The 20,195-nt window shown below is 63.3% G+C and carries 22 protein-coding genes and 1 tRNA gene; 15 read left to right on the top strand and 8 right to left on the bottom strand.

Annotation, left to right across the window (positions count from 1 at the left end):
• Window positions 1–175: 175 nt before the first annotated feature.
• The 5 genes from ABEB22_RS00820 to ABEB22_RS00800 are packed head-to-tail and all read left to right on the top strand — an operon-like array spanning window position 176 to window position 4,173.
• On the top strand, window positions 176–1,507 hold the full coding sequence (locus tag ABEB22_RS00820) for an SPOR domain-containing protein (protein ID WP_339112203.1): 1,332 nt from the start codon (window positions 176–178) through the stop codon (window positions 1,505–1,507).
• Window positions 1,507–2,499 carry a glycoside hydrolase family 3 N-terminal domain-containing protein gene (locus ABEB22_RS00815; protein WP_406870632.1) on the top strand — a complete coding sequence of 331 codons (993 nt, stop codon included), beginning with the start codon at window positions 1,507–1,509 and terminating at the stop codon, window positions 2,497–2,499. The genes ABEB22_RS00820 and ABEB22_RS00815 overlap by 1 nt, the downstream gene beginning before the upstream one ends.
• Window positions 2,499–3,278 (top strand): segregation and condensation protein A, encoded by a 780-nt coding sequence (locus ABEB22_RS00810; protein WP_406870631.1) that lies wholly within the window; start codon window positions 2,499–2,501, stop codon window positions 3,276–3,278. The genes ABEB22_RS00815 and ABEB22_RS00810 overlap by 1 nt, the downstream gene beginning before the upstream one ends.
• On the top strand, window positions 3,275–3,943 hold the full coding sequence (scpB, locus tag ABEB22_RS00805) for an SMC-Scp complex subunit ScpB (RefSeq protein WP_339112206.1): 669 nt from the start codon (window positions 3,275–3,277) through the stop codon (window positions 3,941–3,943). Before ABEB22_RS00810 ends, scpB begins: the two co-directional genes overlap by 4 nt.
• Window positions 3,944–3,954: 11 nt before the next feature.
• Complete coding sequence (locus ABEB22_RS00800; RefSeq protein WP_339112207.1) at window positions 3,955–4,173, top strand: hypothetical protein; 219 nt, start codon at window positions 3,955–3,957, stop codon at window positions 4,171–4,173.
• 6 nt (window positions 4,174–4,179) lie between these two features.
• On the opposite strand, the gene ABEB22_RS00795 is transcribed toward ABEB22_RS00800, so the two are convergent.
• The 8 genes from ABEB22_RS00795 to ABEB22_RS00760 all read right to left on the bottom strand — a co-directional run bounded on the left by ABEB22_RS00795 (window position 4,180) and on the right by ABEB22_RS00760 (window position 10,283).
• Window positions 4,180–5,259 (bottom strand): 2'-deoxycytidine 5'-triphosphate deaminase, encoded by a 1,080-nt coding sequence (locus ABEB22_RS00795; protein WP_350934366.1) that lies wholly within the window; start codon window positions 5,257–5,259, stop codon window positions 4,180–4,182.
• 84 nt (window positions 5,260–5,343) lie between these two features.
• Window positions 5,344–5,421, bottom strand: a tRNA-Pro gene (locus tag ABEB22_RS00790).
• 102 nt (window positions 5,422–5,523) lie between these two features.
• Window positions 5,524–6,519 (bottom strand): MerR family transcriptional regulator, encoded by a 996-nt coding sequence (locus tag ABEB22_RS00785; RefSeq protein ID WP_406870630.1) that lies wholly within the window; start codon window positions 6,517–6,519, stop codon window positions 5,524–5,526.
• A 90-nt stretch (window positions 6,520–6,609) separates the two neighbouring features.
• The gene (ihfA, locus tag ABEB22_RS00780) at window positions 6,610–6,909 is read right to left on the bottom strand and encodes an integration host factor subunit alpha (protein WP_339112209.1); all 300 of its coding nucleotides are present in this window, start codon (window positions 6,907–6,909) and stop codon (window positions 6,610–6,612) included.
• A gap of 123 nt (window positions 6,910–7,032) precedes the next feature.
• Window positions 7,033–8,007, bottom strand: coding sequence for a beta-ketoacyl-ACP synthase III (locus ABEB22_RS00775; RefSeq protein WP_339112210.1), 975 nt, complete (start codon window positions 8,005–8,007; stop codon window positions 7,033–7,035).
• A gap of 4 nt (window positions 8,008–8,011) precedes the next feature.
• Entirely contained in the window at window positions 8,012–9,052 is a 1,041-nt protein-coding gene (plsX, locus tag ABEB22_RS00770; protein ID WP_339114490.1) for a phosphate acyltransferase PlsX, read from the bottom strand.
• 150 nt (window positions 9,053–9,202) lie between these two features.
• On the bottom strand, window positions 9,203–9,409 hold the full coding sequence (rpmF, locus tag ABEB22_RS00765) for a 50S ribosomal protein L32 (protein WP_339107683.1): 207 nt from the start codon (window positions 9,407–9,409) through the stop codon (window positions 9,203–9,205).
• 313 nt (window positions 9,410–9,722) lie between these two features.
• On the bottom strand, window positions 9,723–10,283 hold the full coding sequence (locus ABEB22_RS00760) for a DUF177 domain-containing protein (RefSeq protein ID WP_339112211.1): 561 nt from the start codon (window positions 10,281–10,283) through the stop codon (window positions 9,723–9,725).
• Window positions 10,284–10,514: 231 nt separating this feature from the next.
• Here ABEB22_RS00760 and ABEB22_RS00755 point away from each other — a divergent pair, with 231 nt between their 5' ends.
• The 10 genes from ABEB22_RS00755 (at window position 10,515) to proB (ending at window position 20,144) form a co-directional block, all read left to right on the top strand.
• Window positions 10,515–10,994: an outer membrane protein assembly factor BamE gene (locus tag ABEB22_RS00755; RefSeq protein ID WP_406870629.1), complete on the top strand. Its 480-nt coding sequence runs from the start codon at window positions 10,515–10,517 to the stop codon at window positions 10,992–10,994.
• Between the two features lie 198 nt (window positions 10,995–11,192).
• The gene (locus tag ABEB22_RS00750; protein WP_406870628.1) at window positions 11,193–11,930 is read left to right on the top strand and encodes a GNAT family N-acetyltransferase; all 738 of its coding nucleotides are present in this window, start codon (window positions 11,193–11,195) and stop codon (window positions 11,928–11,930) included.
• 126 nt (window positions 11,931–12,056) lie between these two features.
• On the top strand, window positions 12,057–13,895 hold the full coding sequence (locus ABEB22_RS00745; protein ID WP_406870627.1) for an ABC-F family ATP-binding cassette domain-containing protein: 1,839 nt from the start codon (window positions 12,057–12,059) through the stop codon (window positions 13,893–13,895).
• 152 nt (window positions 13,896–14,047) lie between these two features.
• A complete protein-coding gene (locus ABEB22_RS00740; RefSeq protein ID WP_406870626.1) occupies window positions 14,048–15,151 on the top strand; it encodes a histidine kinase dimerization/phosphoacceptor domain -containing protein in 1,104 nt (367 codons plus the stop codon).
• Between the two features lie 198 nt (window positions 15,152–15,349).
• Entirely contained in the window at window positions 15,350–15,733 is a 384-nt protein-coding gene (gene rplU / locus ABEB22_RS00735) for a 50S ribosomal protein L21 (protein ID WP_339112216.1), read from the top strand.
• A 19-nt stretch (window positions 15,734–15,752) separates the two neighbouring features.
• Window positions 15,753–16,022 carry a 50S ribosomal protein L27 gene (rpmA, locus tag ABEB22_RS00730; protein WP_339112217.1) on the top strand — a complete coding sequence of 90 codons (270 nt, stop codon included), beginning with the start codon at window positions 15,753–15,755 and terminating at the stop codon, window positions 16,020–16,022.
• A gap of 231 nt (window positions 16,023–16,253) precedes the next feature.
• Window positions 16,254–16,793, top strand: a complete 540-nt coding sequence (locus tag ABEB22_RS00725; RefSeq protein WP_339112218.1) for a GNAT family N-acetyltransferase — start codon at window positions 16,254–16,256, stop codon at window positions 16,791–16,793.
• 27 nt (window positions 16,794–16,820) lie between these two features.
• Window positions 16,821–17,849, top strand: a complete 1,029-nt coding sequence (locus ABEB22_RS00720; RefSeq protein WP_350934351.1) for a GNAT family N-acetyltransferase — start codon at window positions 16,821–16,823, stop codon at window positions 17,847–17,849.
• A gap of 133 nt (window positions 17,850–17,982) precedes the next feature.
• Entirely contained in the window at window positions 17,983–19,014 is a 1,032-nt protein-coding gene (gene obgE, locus ABEB22_RS00715; protein WP_350934349.1) for a GTPase ObgE, read from the top strand.
• A 32-nt stretch (window positions 19,015–19,046) separates the two neighbouring features.
• A complete protein-coding gene (gene proB, locus ABEB22_RS00710) occupies window positions 19,047–20,144 on the top strand; it encodes a glutamate 5-kinase (RefSeq protein ID WP_406871159.1) in 1,098 nt (365 codons plus the stop codon).
• The last annotated feature ends 51 nt before the right edge of the window (window positions 20,145–20,195 follow it).

The raw sequence follows: 20,195 nt of genomic DNA, 5'->3' as shown, positions 1-20,195 counted from the left end.
ACGCCGCTGGATGAGAAGGTAGTGGACCGGGAAACCGGCGGCGAGGCGGAATATGGCAGTCTTTCACAGACCCTTCGAGGGGGATGATGCCTCCTATGAGGAGGAAGCATCCGGAAACGAGAGCGCGCGGCCACGGCGGCGCGCTTCCGGCTATTCCATGCCGTCGGCAGGGCGTATGCGGCGCGATTCTGTGGGCGCTGGTGGCGAGTCGAGCTTCTTCATGCCGTCTCAGGCGTTCCGGCCACGCGACGATTACGATGTGGATGACGAGGCGCTGGAATTCGGCGCCTACCGTCCCAACCGCCAGCCCGACGATCACGAATTCATCACGGCGGATGATGATTACGATCCGTGGGAGCAGTCCGAACAGGGGACAGAGCCGCAAGAACCCGTAACAGCGCAAAGCGAGGCGCGCACGGCACCTGCGCGCAGCTTTACCCCCAATTACAGCAACCAGCCGCATCCCTCGCAAGCGCCTGCCTTCGATCCCCGCTATGGCGCGGAGGTGTTCGAGGACGAGGAGTTGCCCGCTCGCGCACGCCCGCTGCAGCGCTGGGTCAATGTGGCAGGGGCACTGACCTCGGTCGCGCTGATCCTCGGTGTGGTGGTCTGGGGCTACAAGCTCGCGATGCGCGACATTCAGGGCGTGCCGGTGATCAAGGCGATGGACGGCCCCGCGCGCGTGGCCCCCGAGGATCCGGGTGGCGAGCTGGCCGAGCATGTGGGCCTGTCGGTCAATGGCGTGGCGGGCACCGGTGTGGCCGCTCCCGCGCCCGAGCGCGTAACGCTCGCCCCGCCCGAGGCCGTGCTGGCCGAAGGCGATAAGGCGATGTCCGACCTGAAGCCGATCGATGCGGCGACCGCTCCGATGGAAGCCGAGGACGCGCCCGATCAGGTCATCGTGCCGGTCCCCGATAGCGATGCCGCGCCCACGCCCGAAATGCAGAGCGCGACCCGCTCGCTGGCCGTGCCCAATGCGATCGATGAGGATGCGGCAGAAGATGCCGATATGACCGATAGCACCGCTCTGGTGGTCGATGATGCCGAAGAGGGCACGCAGGAGGCGGTGGCGCCGCCCTCGGCCGATGCGATCGCCGACACCATTCCCGGTGTGATCCGTTCGCCGCGTCCCTTGGCCCGCCCCGATCATGATCTGGTGGCCGAGGCGGTGGCCGCCTCGCTGGGCGGTGGCGGGGCGTCTGCCTCACCCTCCGAAAGCTCCGGTCCCGTGGAGATCGATGCGGGCAGCCTTCCGGCAGGCACGCGGCTCGTGCAGATCGGGGCCTTCGACAATATCGATCAGGCGCGCAGCGCCTGGGACCAGACCGCCACCCGTTTCGGCCCCCTGATGGAAGGCAAGAAGCGCGTGGTGCAGGAGGCCACCGCGGGTGGCCGGACCTTCTTCCGCCTCAGGGTGCAGGGCTTCGATGATCTGGCGCAGGCGCGCCAGTTCTGCGCGGCACTTGTCGCCGAGGGTGCAACCTGTATTCCGGCAACGGTGCGATAATGACTTCAGCCACGATCCTTGGACTGTCGGGCCTGACCCTGACCGAGACCGAGCGCGCATTTTTCCGCGAGGCGCAGCCTTGGGGGTTCATTCTGTTTGCGCGCAATATCGATACGCCCGATCAGGTGCTGCGCCTGACCTCCGATCTGCGCGAGGCCGTGGGCCGGGATGCGCCGGTGCTGATCGATCAGGAGGGCGGGCGCGTTCAGCGGATGCGTGCGCCCCATTGGCGCGAATGGCTGCCGCCGCTCGAACAGGCGGCATTCCCCGATCCCGAGCGCAGCTTCTGGCTGCGGGCGCGGATTATGGCGGACGAGCTGCGCGCCGTGGGTGTCGATAGCAATTGTGCGCCCTGCTGCGATATTGCGGGACCGCAGACACATCCGTTCCTGCGCAACCGCTGTATGGGCGAGGATGCCGCCACCGTGGCCCGCAATGCCCGTGCAAGCGCGATGGGCTTTCTGGCAGGCGGTGTGCTGCCGGTGATCAAGCATATTCCGGGCCACGGTCGGGCCACGGCCGACAGCCATAAGGATCTGCCGCTGGTCGAGGCCTGCGCCGAGGATCTGATCGCACAGGATTTCGCGGCTTTCCAGCCGCTCCATGATATGCCGATGGCAATGACCGCCCATATCCGCTTTGCCGCTTTCGATGATGCCCCTGCGACCCAGTCGCCGGTGATGGTCGATTTGATCCGGCAGGTGATCGGGTTTGACGGTCTGCTGATGTCCGATGATCTCTCGATGCAGGCGCTCTCGGGCAGCATCCGCCAGCGCGCCGAGGCCACGATGGCTGCGGGCTGCGATATTACGCTCCACTGCAATGGCGAACGGTCCGAGATGGAAGAGGCCGTGGTGGGAGCAGGGACATTGAGCGATGCCGCCAAGACCCGTGCCGCAGCGGCCATCGCGCGCCGCGCGATGCGCGAGGCCGTGGATATCGCGGTGCTGGAGCGGGAGCTTGCAGACCTCTTGCAGGCAAGCGGGGTCTGATGGCCACGTCCCCCAAACCCCAGGATATGCGCGTGGCCGAGCGTCTGGCCGCCGAGGCGCTGATCATCGATGTGAACGGGTTCGAGGGCCCGCTCGATCTCCTGCTGACGCTTTCGCGCAGCCAGAAGGTCGATCTGCGCAAGATCTCGGTGCTGGCTCTGGCCGAGCAATATCTGGCCTTTGTCGATCATGCGCGCGAACTGCGTATCGAGCTGGCCGCCGATTATCTGGTGATGGCAGCGTGGCTGGCCTATCTGAAATCACGCCTGCTGCTGCCGCCCGAGCCCGATGCCGAGGGCCCCTCCGCCGAAGATATGGCCGCCCATCTTGCCTTCCAGCTGGAACGGCTGGAGGCGATGCGGGATGCAGCCGCGCAACTGATGGCGCGCGACCAGCTGGGGCGCGATATCTTCCCGCGCGGGATCTCCGAAGAAGTGGTGCGGGTGAAGAAGATCACCTATTCGGCCACGCTGATGGATCTGATGCGCGCCTATTCGCGCGTGCGCACACGCGACGAGTTCCGCCCCTATGCGTTTGACCGGCATAATATTTTCAGCCTCGAACAGGCGCTCGACCAGCTGCGCGATCTGATCGGCTTCTCGGGCGAGTGGATGGATCTGTCGAGCTATCTGCCCGAGAGCTGGCGGGTCGATCCCGCGCGCAGGCGGTCTGCGACAGCGGCCACTTTTGCCGCCTCGCTGGAACTGGCCAAACAGGGCGCCATCGAGATCCGCCAGAGCGATACCTTCTCTCCCATCTCAATCCGGAAGACATCATGAGCGATCCCGTAGAGACCATGGTCGAAGACCGCGAACCGCAGCTCTTCTCGGCCCCGCCGATGGAGGCGCAGGAGCGGATGGTCGAGGCGATGCTCTTTGCCTCGCCCGAGCCGATCACCACACGCGAGATGCAGACGCGTATGCCCGTGGGCGCGGACCCGCGCGAGGCTCTGGAGCGCGTGCGTGCCCGCTACGAGGGGCGCGGCGTGCATGTGGTGCGGGTGGGCGAAGGCTGGGCCATGCGCACCGCGCCCGATCTGTCCTTCCTGTTGCAGAAAGAAACGGTCGAGAGCCGCAAACTCTCGCGCGCGGCCACCGAGACGCTGGCGATCATCGCCTATCACCAGCCGGTCACCCGCGCCGAGATCGAGGAGATCCGTGGCGTGGCCGTCTCGCGCGGGACGATCGATCTGCTGCTGGAGCTGGACTGGATCCGGTTCGGTCGCCGCCGTATGACGCCGGGTCGTCCGGTCACATTTGTGGTGACCCAAGGATTCCTTGACCATTTCAGCCTCGAATCCGCCCGCGATCTTCCGCAGCTTGCGGAACTTCGCAGCGCCGGATTGCTTGATAGTAGACGCATGCCCGGTGAAGATGAGCCCGAGGATGACGATGACGAGGTCTCGGATAACGGTGCAGGGCAAAGCGAGATGTTCGAGGAATAGGAGCCTTAGAAATGAACCAGATCCTGCGAATGATTATGAATCAGCTGATCCGCAAAGGGGTCAATTACGGCGTCAATCGGGGGATCAAGATGGCCTCCAAACGTGGCCGCAATGCGGGCGACGACACTCCGATGACACCCGAGGAACGCGAGCGCCAGAAAAAGCTGCAGAAGATGGCAGGGGGCGCGAAGAAGCTCTCGCGCATGACCAAGATGGGGCGGCGCCTCTGAGGCTGCTCAGCTCGCCCGGAAATGTTTGGCGAGCTTCAGGCCCTGTCCCTGATAGTTCGACTTGAGATCGGCGCCATAGAGACGCTTGGGGCGCTCGGCCATGTGCTCGTAGACCAGCCGGCCCACGATCTGGCCATGTTCCAGAACGAAGGGTGCCTCATGGCAGCGCACTTCCAGCACGCCGCGCGAGCCTTGCCCGCCAGCGGCCCCATGCCCGAACCCCGGATCGAAGAAGCCCGCGTAATGCACGCGGAATTCGCCCACCATCGCCAGATAGGGTGCCATCTCGGCCGCGAAATCGGGCGGAATGGTCACCGCCTCACGCGAGACAAGGATATAGAACGCGCCGGGATCAAGGATGATCCGGCCCTCGGTCGTGCGCAGCTCTTCCCAGAACTCGGTCGGATTGTATTCGCCGATCCGGTCCAGATCGATCACGCCGGTATGGGGTTTGGCGCGGTAGCCCACCAGATCGCCCGTCTCGGGGCGTAGATCGACCGAGAAGCCCAGACCGTGGTCAATCACCGCCTGACCGCTGACAAGCGGCTCCAGCATATGCAGGGCGCGCAACTCGTCATCCGAGAGTGCCGCCTGACCGCCCGAGAAACGGATCTGATTAAGCCGCATTCCCGGTCGCACCAGAACCGAGAAACTGCGCGGGCAGATCTCGGCAAAAAGCGGGCCGCTATAGCCTTCGGGGATACGGTCGAATTCGGTGCCGTGATCGGTGATGACGCGGGTCAGCAGATCCAGACGACCGGTGGAGGATTTGGCATTAGCCACCGCGCTGATGCCCTGCGGCAGCGCAAGCGATTCCATCAAAGGCACAAGATAGACACACCCCTTTTCGAGCACCGCCCCATTGGAGAGATCCATCCGGTGCATCTCGAAATCGGCAAGTTTGTCGGTCACACAGATGCCACGTCCCGCAAGGAAGGAGGCGCGCACCCGATAGGCCACAAGGCCCAGCCGTAGGTCGAGGCTGGCAGGCTGTATCTGCTCGGGAGTTACCGCAATATCGGCGGAGATCTCGCCCTTGGAGATCATCGCCTCGATGGCGCTGTCGGAAAGAACACCAATCGTCACGGGGCGGATCTCCTTCGGGAAATGTCTTTCGAAAACTGTCGGTTAGATACAGGAAAGCCCACCCCGAAGGGTGGGCTGTTCTGATGGTCGGGCCAGCGAGATTCGAACTCACGGCCTTCCGTCCCCCAGACGGACGCGCTAACCAGGCTGCGCCATGGCCCGACATGAGGCGCATATAGAGGGAAAGCGGCGCGGGGTGCAAGAGCGAAAACGAAGATTTTTCCGTCTTTTTTCATCTGCTTTCCCGGGCCCCCTAAAAACACGTCAGGGACGGATTTCGCGCGACAGTTCACGGCGCAGCGCATGCAGTTTGTCGGCGGCGCGGCGCAGGGCAACCTGTTCGGTGCGCGTCATCTGCTCAGGGCGGATCGTGGAGATTCGCGCAACGACCACCGAGATTCGGGTGGGCGGCAGATGGTCGGGTTCCTCGGCGCTGGCCTGCGGCGCCGAGATCTCGGCAAGGGCTGCGGCGCTCTGCTCGGGGCTCGGGCGGGGCGCGGGCGGCATCACGGCCTCTGCCTGCGGCACAGGGGCATCGACCGGGGCATCGACCGGGGGTGTTTCCGCTCCCCGCGCGGCGTCGTCCCCGGCAGCGGCTTCTGTTTCCGGCGCGTCGGTCTCGTCCTCGATCAGCGGGGAGAAGTCTTCCTCCTCCTCCGGCTCATCGTCGAAAAGCGGTGTCTGCGCCCAGACATCGTCAAAGCTTGGCGGCAGGTCTGAAGGGGAGGCGGCGTCGTGCATCCCGGGGGCGGCTTCGGCCGTGTCTTCGGGGACGCTGTCCATGACCTCTTCGCCGGGAAGGGGGTCAAATTCCGGCAGGAAACTATGGGGCTGATGCGGGGCGTCGTCTTCGACCGGAGCAGTTTGTGGCGCTTCATCGTCTGCGGACAGCACTGGCATGCTGTCAGAAACCGCATCGGCCTCTTTGGCCTCGCGCTCTGCCAAGAGGTTTTCGGACGGCTCCATCAGCGGCTCTGCCGCCTCAAGCCGTTCCCGACCCAAATCGCTCACATGCCGGATGCCCTGTTCCTTCAGCACTTTCTGCGCGCCGCGGATGGTCAGACCGTCCTCGTGGAGAAGCTGGCGGATACCACAGAGCAGGGCAATGTCGTCCGGACGATAATAGCGGCGGTTGCCCGCGCGCTTGGTCGGCTTGATTTGCGGGAATTTCCCCTCCCAGAAGCGCAGGACATGCGAGGGCACGCCCACAATCTCGGAGGTCTCGGAGATCGTCCGGAAGGCATCGGCAGATTTTGCCATGACTTGTGAATTCCTTTCCCGAAAATCGGATATTCCCGGGCCTATATAGCATGATGCGCCCCTTGCGGGGCGCTGATCATCGGTTATGGATTATTTCGAGTTACCTTCGGCCACGCGATCCTTCATCAGATGCGAGGGGCGGAAGCTGAGCACACGGCGCGGGCTGATCGGAACTTCCTCGCCGGTCTTGGGATTGCGACCCATACGCGAGGCCTTGTCGCGGATGGAAAAGGTGCCGAAAGAGGAGATCTTCACGGTTTCGCCCGCGACGAGCGCATCGGAGACATGCTGCAGCACATCTTCGACCAGCTGGGCCGATTCATTGCGGGAGAGACCGACTTCACGGAAGACGGCCTCGCTGAGATCCATACGCGTCAGTGTCTTGGACATGGTGCCCCCTGAAGAGAATTTTCATTCAAGGATGGGCATGTCAGCCAGCAAAGTCAATATCGCCAGTGGCTTGGCAGGGATTATTGCGATATTTCGCGCGATTGTCCCGTAAAAGCCGCCCGATTACCAGCGAAGGACGGCCGAACCCCATGCCAATCCACCACCGATCGCCTCGACCACGACCACATCGCCGGTCTTCAGCTTGCCCTCGGAAGCACCGACCGAGAGGGCCAGCGGGATCGAGGCAGCCGAGGTGTTGCCATGGTCCTGCACGGTGACGATCACGCGCTCCATCGGCACGCCCATCTTCTCGGCGGTGGCCGAGATGATCCGGGCATTGGCCTGATGCGGCACGATCCAGTCGACATTCTCGCCGGTCATGCCCAGCTTGCCCAAAGCGGTATGCGCGGTCTGGGCGAGCTTGGTCACCGCATGGCGGAAGACCTGATTGCCCTGCATGCGCAGATGGCCCGACTGGCCGGTGCTCGACACACCGCCATCGACATAAAGGAGTTCGCGGTAGCGCCCGTCCGAATGCAGATCCGAGGCGAGGATGCCGCGGTCATCGGAGGTGCCGGTGCCATCGGCGGCTTCGAGGATCAGCGCGCCTGCGCCATCTCCGAAGAGCACGCAGGTAGAACGGTCTTCCCAATCCATGATCCGCGAGAAGGTCTCGGCGCCGATCACCAGCACGCGCTCGGCCTGACCCGACACGATCAGCCCGTTGGCATTGGTCAGCGCGAAGATGAAGCCTGCGCAGACAGCCTGCACATCATAGGCAAAGCCGTTGGTCGAACCGAGACCGGCCTGCACCATGGTGGCGACAGAAGGGAAGGTGAAATCGGGAGTGGATGTTGCCACGACGATCGCATCGATCTCATTGGCCTCCATCCCGGCACTTTTCAGCGCGGCCTCGGCGGCCTTGACCGCCAGTTGCGAGGTGGTTTCCCCTTCGGCGGCGAAATGGCGCCGCTCGATGCCGGTCCGCGAGCGGATCCATTCATCGGACGTCTCGAGCGTGGCCTCGAATTCTGCATTCTCAACAATGCGTTCGGGCAGGTAATGCCCGACACCACGGACCACGGCTCTGATCGTCATAGGGTTACTCGTTTTTATAAGTGGCAGCGTCGGTAGTTGCGGCATCCTGCCCAAGGGGGAGGTCACTTGCAACCCGCGCCGCGAGTCTTTCAGCAAAGCCCGAAGCGGCCAGACGTGCCGCCAGATCGATGGCGGCTGCCACCCCCAGCGCATCGGCCGAGCCATGCGATTTCACCACTGTGCCGTTCAGGCCGAGGAAGACCCCGCCATTGGCACGACGTGGATCGATCCTTTCGGACAGGCGTTTGAGCGATTTCATGGCAAGCATCGCGCCGAGTTTGGACATCACCGAAGAGGTCAGCGCCTCCTTCAGAAGACGCCCCGCAAGCTTGGCGGTGCCCTCGCCGGTTTTCAGGGCGATATTGCCGGTAAACCCGTCGGTCACGATCACGTCAGCCTTGTTCGACGACAGATCACTGCCCTCAACAAAGCCTACGAATTCGAAATCACCGCGCTCTTGGGCATCACGGCACAGGCCATAGGCCTCGCGGATCTCGGCGCGGCCCTTATGTTCCTCGGTGCCGACATTCAGCAGGCCCACACGCGGACGCTCGATATTGAGCGCGTTGCGGCAATAGGAGCTGCCCATCAGCGCATAGGTCAGAAGGTCGGGCGCATCGGCTTTGATGTCGGCGCCCATATCGAGCATGACGCACCAGCCCGCCGTATTCTGCGAGGGCCAGAAGCTTGCGATGGCCGGACGGTTGACCCCCGGGAGTTTGCGCAGACGCAACATCGACAGCGCCATCAGCGCGCCGGTATTGCCGCAGCTCACGGCAACCTGTGCAGATTTCTCGCGCACGGCATCGACGGAGGCCCACATGGAGCTGTCCTTGCCATTACGCATGACCTGGGAAGGCTTGTCCTCCATCCGCACCACGTCTTTCGCGTGGCGGATGGTCACAATATTCTCCAGACCGCGTGCCGCAACGAGGCTGCGAAGCTCCGCTTCGGGGCCATTGAGCAGGAAGCGCAGATCAGGAGACTTCTTCGCGGCGCGCGCGATACCGTCGACCACGACAGAGGGGCCATGATCGCCCCCCATCGCGTCGACAGAAATGACGATAGCGCCGGATTGCTCCGGCGCTGCGGTCGCATCGCGACCCTGCGTCACAGCAGTCGTATCCTGCCCTGCGTCCAGCGACTGGTCTTGCCGGTTAAGCATGCCGATAGCTGTATCGTCGGGCAACGCGGCTTATGCCGCGTCGTCGTCAAGATCGACTTCGTCAGCAGCTGCGACGACTTCACGGTCGTCGTAGTGGCCGCAAGCGCCACAAACGTGGTGCGGGCGCTTCAGCTCGCCGCAGTTCGGGCATTCAGCCGGATTTGCAGCGACAAGTGCGTCATGCGCGCGGCGCATGTTGCGGCGGGAGCGCGTGACTTTATTCTGAGGGACAGCCATGTCTCAACCTCGGATGTTAGGGGGCGCATCGCCCGCGGTGATTGGCCATATGGCCTTGATTTTCCTAGGTTTCACGGGGTCTCCACAAGGGACGACTCTGGTGTGAACCCAAAACTCGAATGAGGCCGGGAACATACTGCGATTTTCCCAGCGTGCAAGCCCTTTATTGAGGCGGTGACGCAGAAAATTCGCGGCAAGGTCCGGCCTGCCCATAGAGAGGGCAGAATGATCGTGCGATGCTCCGTCCTTCGGGGGCTTGGCCCCTGCCGTTCGGCCTTGTGGAAGGGCCGGGATTCGCGCGTTCACCGCCCGCTTACGCGTTTCCGCCCTTTTTGTCCATCAAAGCCTTCAGGTTTGCGAAAGGTTTGAGATCCGCGTCGCGTAAAGGTGCCTCGCCGGGCTTGGTAACGACGGTCTCGCCCAGTTCCACACCTTCCTTGCGCGGATAGAGCGGCAGGCCCAGCTCGAAGGCCTCGAGTGCCACATGCGCCAGATCGATCACAGCAGGCAGGGCCTCGGCACTGTCATCCTCGGGGATCTCCGATTCTTCTGCCGTGGGCTCGACCCAGTCACGCAGGTAGCGGCGGCTGACCGATTCCCGCACCTCGCCCGGCACCGGCTCGAGCGTGATGACGCAAGATTGCGTGATCTGGGCGATCAGTTTGCCGGTCAGGATGAAATCATGCTTGCCGGCGGGAGCAAGCTCGCCCTTGAACATCAGCGTCCCGACCGAGACGATATCCGCCCAGTCGGCGATGGCCTTGCGCTGCGCCTTGTCGGGCGAGATTTCGAAGCGCAGGGGCTTGCGTGCATTAAGGTCTTTTACCGTCACCGGATGGGACCAAGGCATTTCGAGTGGCGTGCCGTCTGTCATGACGCGTGTCCTTCTATGGGGGCTGTCCGGCAGGGTCGGGCAGCCTTTCGGGTCTGTTATCGGCCGTGTGCGGCGGAGGGAACGCCCCCCGAGCGCCGCAAAGGCGGGTTGTTTTCTCCGGCAATTTCCGGCACCAAGCATCCTATAACCTTGCGGTTACGGTCTTGAGGGCCGTGTGCAGGTATTGTAATCGAGATAAAAGGCCAATGGCCGCGAGGCAAGGGGGATACAGTGAGCATTGGTTTCGCACCGCGCCGCCTGATGCAGGGGGCAGCCCTTTGTGCAGTGATCGGGCTTGGCGCATGTTCGCCTATCTATCGCAATCACGGCTATGTGCCGACCGACGAGGACCTGTCGCAGGTGAAAGTCGGCCAGACGACCAAGGAAGAGCTCGATACACTTGTCGGGCGTCCCAGTTCCTCGGGCGTGCTGGAAGGATCCGACTGGTATTATGTGGGCTCGCGCTGGAAGCGGATGGGCTGGAGCGCGTCGAAAGAGATCGACCGTCAGGTGCTGGCTGTCAGCTTCACCCAGTCGGGCGTTGTTTCCGATATCGAGCGCTACTCGCTCAAAGATGGTCATGTGGTCTCGCCGACCCATCGTGTGACCGAAGCGAATGTGAAGGGCATCGGCCTGATCCGCCAGCTTCTGGGCTCGGTGGGCCGCATGGATGCGGGGTCGCTCCTCGGGGATAATAGCCCGAGCAACTGATCTGCTCTCGGGTTGCGGGTTTTACGAAACGCGTCGCATCTGCGGCGCGTTTTGCATTTTCGCCTGTAGTGTGGCGCGAAAAGCGGCGCGGGGCGGAGTGGCGGGGTATATGACGCGTTTTCTTCACGCGCGAAAGCTAGTCTTGGAGTAGTATGGACGCAGGACGGTCAGGGCCGTGAGGCGGTATCGGAGGCATGGATGAGCTATTCGCTGATGAGGGGGCGCTATCTGGCGCGGCTGGCAGGCTCGGCGGAGGATCTGGCGGCTGTGCAGGCGCTCAGGGGGCTGTGCTTCCGGGGGGCAGGGGCGGTGGATGCCGATGCCTATGATGCGATCTGCCAGCATGTGATGATCGAGGAGAGCGGCTCGGGGCAGCTTGTGTGCTGTCTGCGGCTTTTGCAGCTCGCCTCCGGCGCGCAGATCGGGCGGAGTTATTCGGCGCAGTTCTACGGGCTGGATCCTTTGCGGGCCTATCCTGCGCCGATGGTCGAAATGGGGCGGTTCTGTATCCATCCCGAGCATCATGACGCCGATATCCTGCGTGTGGCATGGGGGGCGGTTACCCATTTTGTGGACGAGGCGCAGGTGGGGATGCTGTTTGGATGCTCGTCGTTCAAGGGGACCGACTGGCGCGCCCATGCCGATAGTCTCGTGCATCTGGCGCAGGGGTATCTGGCGCCCGCGCGCTGGCTGCCGCAGGTCAAGGCTGGTGCAGTGGTGCCCTATGCCCGCGCGCTCTCGGGTGTGGCAGGGGACCGGAAACAGGCCCTGCTGCGCATGCCGGCGCTGCTGCGCAGCTATCTGGCGATGGGGGGATGGGTGTCCGATCATGCGGTGATCGATCCCGATCTGGGCACGCTGCATGTGTTTACCGGTCTCGAGATCGCGGCCATTCCGGCAGCCCGTGCCCGGGCCTTGCGGGCTGTGGCGGGCTGAGGGGGAGGGGCGCTGCCCCTCTTGGGGCTTTGCCCCAATTCACCCCGGGATATTTATGGACATTGGAAGAGGGCCGCCGTGCGAAGGGTGATTGACCTTTGCGCGACGCGTGATTAGCTGCGCCTTATGGCACGTGCACCTATTTTACAGCTTTCCGATATTTCGCTGGCCCATGGCGGCGATCCCGTGTTCGACGGTCTCGATCTTGTTGTCCAGCAGGGCGACCGTGTGGCGCTTGTGGGCCGCAACGGCACCGGCAAGTCGACGCTCATGAAGGTCATGGCGAAGCTTGTCGAAGCCGATCATGGCGATGTGGTGATCCCGCCGGGGATCTCGGTCGGCTATATGGAGCAGGAGCCCGATCTGTCGGGCTATGCGACATTGGGCGAATATGCGGCCTCGGGGCTCGATCCGGCCGAGAGTTACCGGGTCGAAATGGTGGCCGAGGGGCTGAAGCTGAACATGGAGGCCTCGCCCGAGACGGCCTCTGGCGGCGAGCGCCGCCGTGCCGCTCTGGCGAAACTGCTGGCCGAGGCGCCCGAGTTGATGCTTCTGGACGAGCCGACCAACCATCTTGATATCGAGGCGATCGGCTGGCTGGAAGAGGAGCTGAAATCCACCAGAGCCGCTTATGTGGTAATCTCGCATGACCGGGCCTTCCTGAAGGCGCTGACGCGGGCGACCCTGTGGATCGATCGCGGGAAAGTGCGGCGCCTGGAGCGCGGCTTCGAGCATTTCGAGGAATGGCGCGAAGAGGTTTGGGCGGCCGAGGACGAGGCACGTGCCAAGCTGGACAAGAAGATCAAGGTCGAGGCGAAATGGGCCGTGGAGGGGATTTCCGCACGGCGCAAGCGCAATCAGGGGCGTCTTCGGGCATTGCAGGATATGCGCGCCGAGCGCTCGAGCCAGATCAAGCGGCAGGGCGTGGCCGCGATGGAGATCGATTCGGGCAAGGCCTCGGGCAAGCGCGTGATCGAGGCCAAGGGCCTGACCAAGGTCTTTGGTGGCAAGACCATCGTGGAGGATTTCGACCTGCGGGTGCTGCGTGGCGACCGGATCGCCTTTGTCGGCCCGAACGGGGTGGGCAAGACCACGCTTCTGAAAATGCTGATGGGGCAGCTTGAGCCTGATGCCGGCACGATCACGCTGGGCACCAATCTGGAGATCGCGATTTTCGACCAGACCCGTGCGGCGCTCGATCCCGAGCAGACGCTGTGGGAGGGGCTGGTGAACGACCCCGATATGGCGGTGCGCGGGGCATCGGATCAGGTGATGGTGCGCGGCACACCCAAACATGTGGTGGCCTATCTCAAGGACTTCCTCTTTGACGAGGCCCAGGCGCGCGCGCCGATCAAATCGCTTTCGGGCGGCGAGCGCGCGCGGCTTTTGCTGGCACGGATTATGGCCAAGGCCTCGAATGTGCTGGTGCTCGACGAGCCGACCAACGATCTCGATGTGGAGACGCTTGATCTTCTGCAGGATATTCTGGGCGATTATGACGGCACCGTTTTGCTGGTGAGCCACGATCGTGATTTCATCGACCGGGTGGCCTCGACCACGATCGCGATGGAGGGCAATGGCCGTGCGGTGGTCTATGCCGGTGGCTGGAGCGATTACCGTCACCAGCGCTCGCTGACCGCGGCGGAGGAAAAGGCCGGCACCAAGCCTTCGGCATCCTCGACCAAGCCAGCTGCGGCCGCCGCCGGGCCTGCCGCCGTATCCGTCGCGAAACCGGAGGCCAAGCTGAGTTTCACCGAGAAGCACCGGCTGGAAGAATTGCCGAAAGTCATTGAACGGCTCGAGGCCGAGATCGCCAAGCTGGAGGAATTTCTCTCGGCGCCCGATCTCTTTGCCAAGGAACCGGTGAAATTCCAGAAAGCCACCGATGCGTTGGTCGAGCGGCAGGATGCCTTGTCCAGTGCCGAGGAGGAATGGATGGAGCTGGAAGAGAAGGCTCAGGGCTGAACGGACCGCAAACGGGGGAGCCTGACAGAGCATGGCCCGGAAAAGTGATGACAGGGCGGGAATTGTCGCCTTGTCAGATGCGGGTCCGGCGACTAGCTTTCACAAACTGTTGAGCCTGTGACCTTTGCCCTGAGTGAGTGAACGAGACGACCATGCAAGCCCCGCTGCACCCGCGTGAAGCCGAGCGCCTGAAGGCGCTGCGTTCTTATGATATCGTCGATACCGAATTCGAGGCGGAATTCGAGGAAGTTGTCGATTTCGTGCGCGAGGTCTGTGATGTGCCTGTGGTGCTGATCTCTCTCGTGGAAGAGGATCGGCAATGGTTTAAGGCAAAACGCGGGCTGGAAGCTGCCGAGACGCCGCGCGAGCAGGCGATCTGCGCGTATACCGTGCTGCAGGACGACATCCTCGAGATCGAGGATACGCTGGCAGATCCGCGGACACAGACCAATTGTCTGTGCACCGATGATCCCGATCTGCGGTTCTATGCGGGGATGCCATTGATCAACAAGGACGGTCTGGCTATCGGCAGCCTTTGCGCGCTCGATCACCGTCCGCGTGTGCTGAGCGATCTGCAGCGCCAGACCCTGCGGGTGATGGCGCGTCAGGTGATGGCCCAGCTGGAATTGCGCCGCACGCTGCGGCTTGCGCGCGAGTTGCGCGGCGAGGTGGATCATCGCGTGAAGAACTCGCTGCAATCGCTGGCGGCGCTGGCGTCGATCAAGGCGCGTAACGTAGCCTCCGACGAAGGGCGGGAGGCTTTGCGCGCGATCCAGCGCCGGATCCAGACGGTCGCGATGCTGCACGAACAGCTCTATCGTTCCGACAGCGGTGCGGCGGTCAATCTGGGGGTCTATCTGACGGATGTGGCGCGCTATCTTGAAGGGCAGACGCCCGACCGCGTAAGTATCGCCTGCGAAACCTGCGATCTGGCTGTGGTGGCCGAGCAATCAGCGGCCTTGGGCACGCTGGTCAACGAGTTCGTCGCCAATTCCATCAAACATGGCTATCCTGACGGGCGTCGCGGCAATATCCGTGTGGTTCTGCGTATGCTTGGCCCCGAGGATGCTTCTCTCGAGCTGTCCGATGACGGGGTCGGGTTGCCGGAGGGGGGCGTGAAACGCAAAGGATTGGGGCTGCAGATCATGGAGGCCTCCGCGGCGCAGGCTGCCGGAACCTACGAGATCGTGCCGGTCGCGGCGGGCTTTGCGGTGGCGGTCCGCTTCCGGCCGCGCGAGACCCGCGATCCGGTCTGACCGCCTGTCGGGCGCGCTCTGTCGCGCTACGGTTGACTTACGGTCTGTGATCTTGCATAAGGCGCCAACCCGGCATGATTCTGTCTGCCGGGTTTATCATTGTCATCGCTCCGAGAGGGGCGCGCTGTCCGAAGGCGGCCTCACGGCCAAGGAACTCCGCAAGGGGCCATAGGACGCGGAAACGTAAAGGAAGACGCGATGTTTGCGGTCCTCAAGACTGGCGGCAAGCAATACAAGGTTCAGGCGGGCGACGTGCTCCGCGTGGAACTGATTGCAGCCGAAGCTGGCGACAAAGTCCAGTTCAATGAAATTCTGATGGTTGGCGGCGACAATCTGGTCGTCGGCGCGCCCTTCGTCGAAGGTGCAGCCGTTCAGGCCGAAGTGATCGATTCGATCAAAGCCGACAAGGTCATCACCTACCACAAGCGCCGCCGGAAGCACTCCTCGCAGCGTACCCGTGGTCACCGCCAGAAGCTGACGCTGCTGCGCGTCACCGACATCGTCGCCTCGGGCGCAGATGCTTCGGTCAAAGAAGCTGTTGGCACCGCCGTCGCACGTCGTGCGGCTCACGAAACCAAGTAATCAGGGGAGTTAACCACCCATGGCACACAAGAAAGCAGGCGGTTCGTCCCGTAACGGTCGCGATTCCGCAGGTCGTCGTCTTGGCGTCAAGCTCTATGGCGGTCAGGCAGCTATCCCGGGCAACATCATCGTGCGTCAGCGCGGCACCAAAGTCTGGGCCGGCGAGAACGTCATGATGGGCAAAGACCACACCCTCTTCGCCGTTGCCGAAGGCAAGATCGAGTTCAAGAAGGGCCTCAAGGGCCGCACCTTCGTCTCGGTTCTTCCTGTTGCGGAGGCGGCCGAGTAAGCCGACCTTTCCGTCATACGGAACATCGAAAGGGGATCGGCATCTGCCGGTCCCCTTTTTCTTTTCTGCATTGTGGAGGAGCAATGCGGGAAAACCTGCCGAATACTCTTGCGCAAGTCGGTTTGTCCGACGGGGTGACGTAAGGTCTTCATATGATTTTTACCTTGGCATACTAATTGCCATCTCTCGCCCCGAAAATGGATTAAACTCAGGGGCATCACGGAGGACGACATGTATCAGGAAGCGATCCCTGACCAACCTGTAATCGAAGCCGGAAGGTTCATCCTGCGCCCGCTGCGCAAATCCGACGCGGGCCTCATGACCATGTATACTTCGGACAAACGTGTCGCCTCTGGCACCCGCGCCATTCCGCATCCGCTGCCACCGGGCGCCTCCGAGCAGTTCATCGCGCGGATCCTTGGCAAACAGGGCGACGAGGATGTCTGGGCCATCGACGGTTCGGCACAGGGCTCCAGCGAATTGCTGGGCGTGGTCTCGCTGACCCGCATCTCCGAGACGCAATCCGAAGTGGGCTTCTGGCTCGGCGCGGGCTTCTGGAATGCGGGCTATGCTTCCGAAGCGGTGCAGGCCATCGTCGATGCCAATCCGCATGGCGCACGCACCCTTCTGGCCGAGGTGTTCCAGGACAATCCCGGCTCGGGTCGCGTCGTAACAAATGCGGGCTTCGAATATCTGGGTGATGCCGAAAGCTGGTCGGTGGCGCGTAATGCCTCGGTGCCGACCTGGACCTATCTGCGAAAAATGGCCTGACCCATGATCGGGACGCGCCAGGATACCATGGCGCGTTCCCTTTATACCTCGCGCCTGAACCTTCGGGCTTTCCGGCCCGAGGATGCCCCCGATATTGTCGCAGGTCTTTCGGATTTCGAGACCACGCGCTGGTTGGGCCGTGCGCCGCATCCCTACCGGATGTCCGATGCCATGGCCTTTCTCGAGCGGAGTATGACCAGTGATCTGGTCTGGGCGATCGAGGATGCGCGAGGCTTTGCCGGCATGATCGGTATGGTGGGCGAGCTGGGATACTGGATCAGCCCGCATGCGCGCGGCTATGGCTATGTCTTTGAGGCCGCGCATCTTTTGGTGGCGCGTCATTTCGCAGATCCGCGGGTTCTTGACCTTGCTGCGGGTTATTTCATCGGCAATGGAGCCTCGGCCCGCATCCTGCACCGGCTGGGCTTTCAGCCCGATGGCGCCCCCGACAAACGGCTCAGCGTCGCATGGGGCAGTCTTCGTCCGCATCAGCCGCTCCGCCTGTCCCGCAGCGATTGGGCGGCACGCGCCGTCCCGCGCCTGATAACCGACCGTCTGGAGATCACGCCCCTCAAGAGCAGCGATGCAGGCGCCTTCCACCGGCTGGTCACCCTGCCGGAGGTCGGGCGTATGTTGCAGATATTTCCTGCCGACTGGGCGCTTCCCGAGGCGCAAGGCTTCGTTGCGCGCGCTGCCTGGCAGGCAGCGCGGCCCTGTCGTCTGGCGCTGCGGCGAGAGGGACGGCTCATAGGCTCCATCGGGATCGGCCTCGGGGACTGCCCGCATCTTTTCTATTTCCTCGACCCCGCCCATTCGGGGCAGGGCCTTATGGGCGAAGCCCTCGCAAGCTTCATCGCGTGGCTCGAAAGCTTCTGGGGGCTTCGCCAATTGCAAGCGCGCGTCTTCACCGATAACCCCGCCTCCCGCCACCTTCTCGAAAAGGCGGGTTTCCGACATACGGGCTCCGGTCGCGGCCAATCTGCGCAGCGGGACCGGTCCGCCTCTGATTGGGAAATGTGCTACACTGCTCCCGATCCGGTCTTCCACTGTCCATAAATATCCCGGGGGTGTGGGGGCTGGCCCCCACTTCCGACCTTGATCCGCGCGCGCAGGCAGCGTATCCAGCGCGCTTGGTATCAACGCCACATCACGCCCCAAATCCAAGCCGAACCCCGAAGGGACCTATCCGATGAAATTTCTCGACCTCGCCAAAGTCTATATCCGTTCCGGCGGCGGCGGTGCCGGTTGTGTCTCCTTCCGGCGCGAAAAATTCATCGAATTCGGCGGTCCCGATGGCGGGGATGGTGGTAAGGGCGGCTCGGTCTATGTCGAGGCGGTTGAGGGGCTGAACACGCTCATCGATTTCCGCTACCAGCAGCACTTCTTCGCGAAAACCGGTCAGCACGGCATGGGCAGCCAGCGCACCGGCAAGGATGGCGACGATATCGTACTGAAGGTTCCGGTGGGCACCGAGATCATCGAGGAAGACGAGGAAACCGTCATCGCCGATCTGACCGAGGTCGGGCAGCGCATCCTGCTGGCCAAAGGCGGGAATGGCGGCTGGGGCAACCTGCGCTTCAAATCCTCCACCAACCGCTCGCCCTCCAAGGCCAATCCCGGTCAGGAAGGCGTCGAGCGCACCATCTGGCTGCGCCTGAAGCTGATCGCGGATGCGGGGCTTCTGGGCATGCCCAATGCGGGCAAATCGACCTTCCTCGCGACGGTCTCCAATGCCCGCCCGAAAATCGCGGATTACCCGTTCACGACGCTCGTGCCTAACCTCGGCGTTGTGGGTGTGGATGGGCGCGAATTCGTCATGGCCGATATTCCGGGTCTGATCGAGGGCGCCTCCGAGGGCCGTGGGCTGGGCGACCAGTTCTTGGGCCATGTCGAGCGCTGCTCGGTGCTGCTGCATCTGGTCGATGGCACCTCCGAGACGGTGGCCGAGGATTGGGAGACCATCGTGGGCGAACTGGAAGCCTATTCCGAGGCGCTCTTCGACAAGCCCCGCGTGACCGTTCTCAACAAGATCGACGCGCTGGATGAGGATACCTTGGCCGAACGCAAGGCCGAGCTGGAAGAGGCCGTGGGCGGCAAGGTCTATCTGATGTCGAGCGTCGCGCAACAGAATGTTCAGGGGGTGCTGCGCGCGCTCTGGGCGCAGATTGTGGAAGACCGCGGCGGCAATGGCGAGGATGAGGGCGGATCGTGGCAACCCTAACTGCGGGCATCACGGCAGGGCAGGCACCGCGCCTGTCGCAAGCCAAACGGGTAGTGATCAAGATCGGATCGGCCCTTCTGGTCGATCAGGCCGGGCTCAGGACTGCCTGGCTACAGGCGCTGGCCGAGGATGTGGCGTGGCTCAGAGGGCAGGGGACCGATGTGGTGCTGGTGTCTTCGGGCTCCATCGCGCTTGGACGCCGGATCCTGAAGCTTGCCTCGGGCGATCTCGCGCTGGAGCAGTCGCAGGCAGCCGCAGCCGTAGGCCAGATCCGGCTGGCACAGGGCTATCAGGAGATGCTGGCGCCGCATGGGGTGACCACCGCGCAGGTGCTGATGACGCTCGATGACACGGCCAATCGCCGTCGCTATCTGAACTCGCGCGCGACGCTCGAAACCCTTTTGGGGCTCGGTGTCGTGCCGATCGTCAACGAGAACGACACCGTGGCCACCGACGAGATCCGCTTCGGCGATAACGACCGTCTGGCCGCCTCGATCGCGGTGACCATCGGGGCCGATCAGCTGGTGCTCCTGTCGGATGTGGACGGGCTCTATTCGGCCAATCCGAAAACCGACCCCTCGGCGCAGCATTTCCCGATCGTGCCGCATATCACCCCCGAGATCGAGGCGATGGCGGGCGATCCGATCTCCGGCGTCTCCAAGGGGGGCATGAAGACCAAGCTGCTGGCGGCCAAGGTGGCGGTGGCAGGCGGTTGCGCGATGGCGATTGCCGATGGGTTCGTGCAGCACCCGCTCAAGGCGCTCGAAGAGGGCGCGCGCACCAGTTGGTTCCTGCCCGAGGGCGACCCGAGAACCGCGCGCAAACGCTGGATTTCGGGGATGAAACCACAGGGCCAGATCCATGTGGACCAGGGCGCGGTGCAGGCGCTTGCACGGGGCAAATCGCTGCTGCCGGCCGGTGTGACCCGCGTGTCGGGGCAGTTCGGTCGTGGCGAGCCGGTGACGGTGATCGCGCCTGACGGGCAGATCGTGGCCAAGGGTCTGACCCGCTATACGTCCGAGGAGGCGCGCGCCATTGCGGGCCACCAGTCGCAGGAGATCGCCGAGATCCTGACCTATCCGGGACGGGCGGCGCTGATCCATCGTGATGACATGGTCTCGCTGACCTGAACCGGATCAACGGATTGAAAAGGCGCGTGGAGCGATCCGCGCGCCTTTTGT

The sequence above is a fragment of the Thioclava sp. 'Guangxiensis' genome (assembly GCF_045348365.1).
In the GTDB taxonomy this organism is placed as follows: Bacteria; Pseudomonadota; Alphaproteobacteria; order Rhodobacterales; family Rhodobacteraceae; genus Thioclava; species Thioclava kandeliae.
Note: the sequence above shows the minus strand (reverse complement) of the source record. Positions and strands in the feature narration are given on the sequence as shown.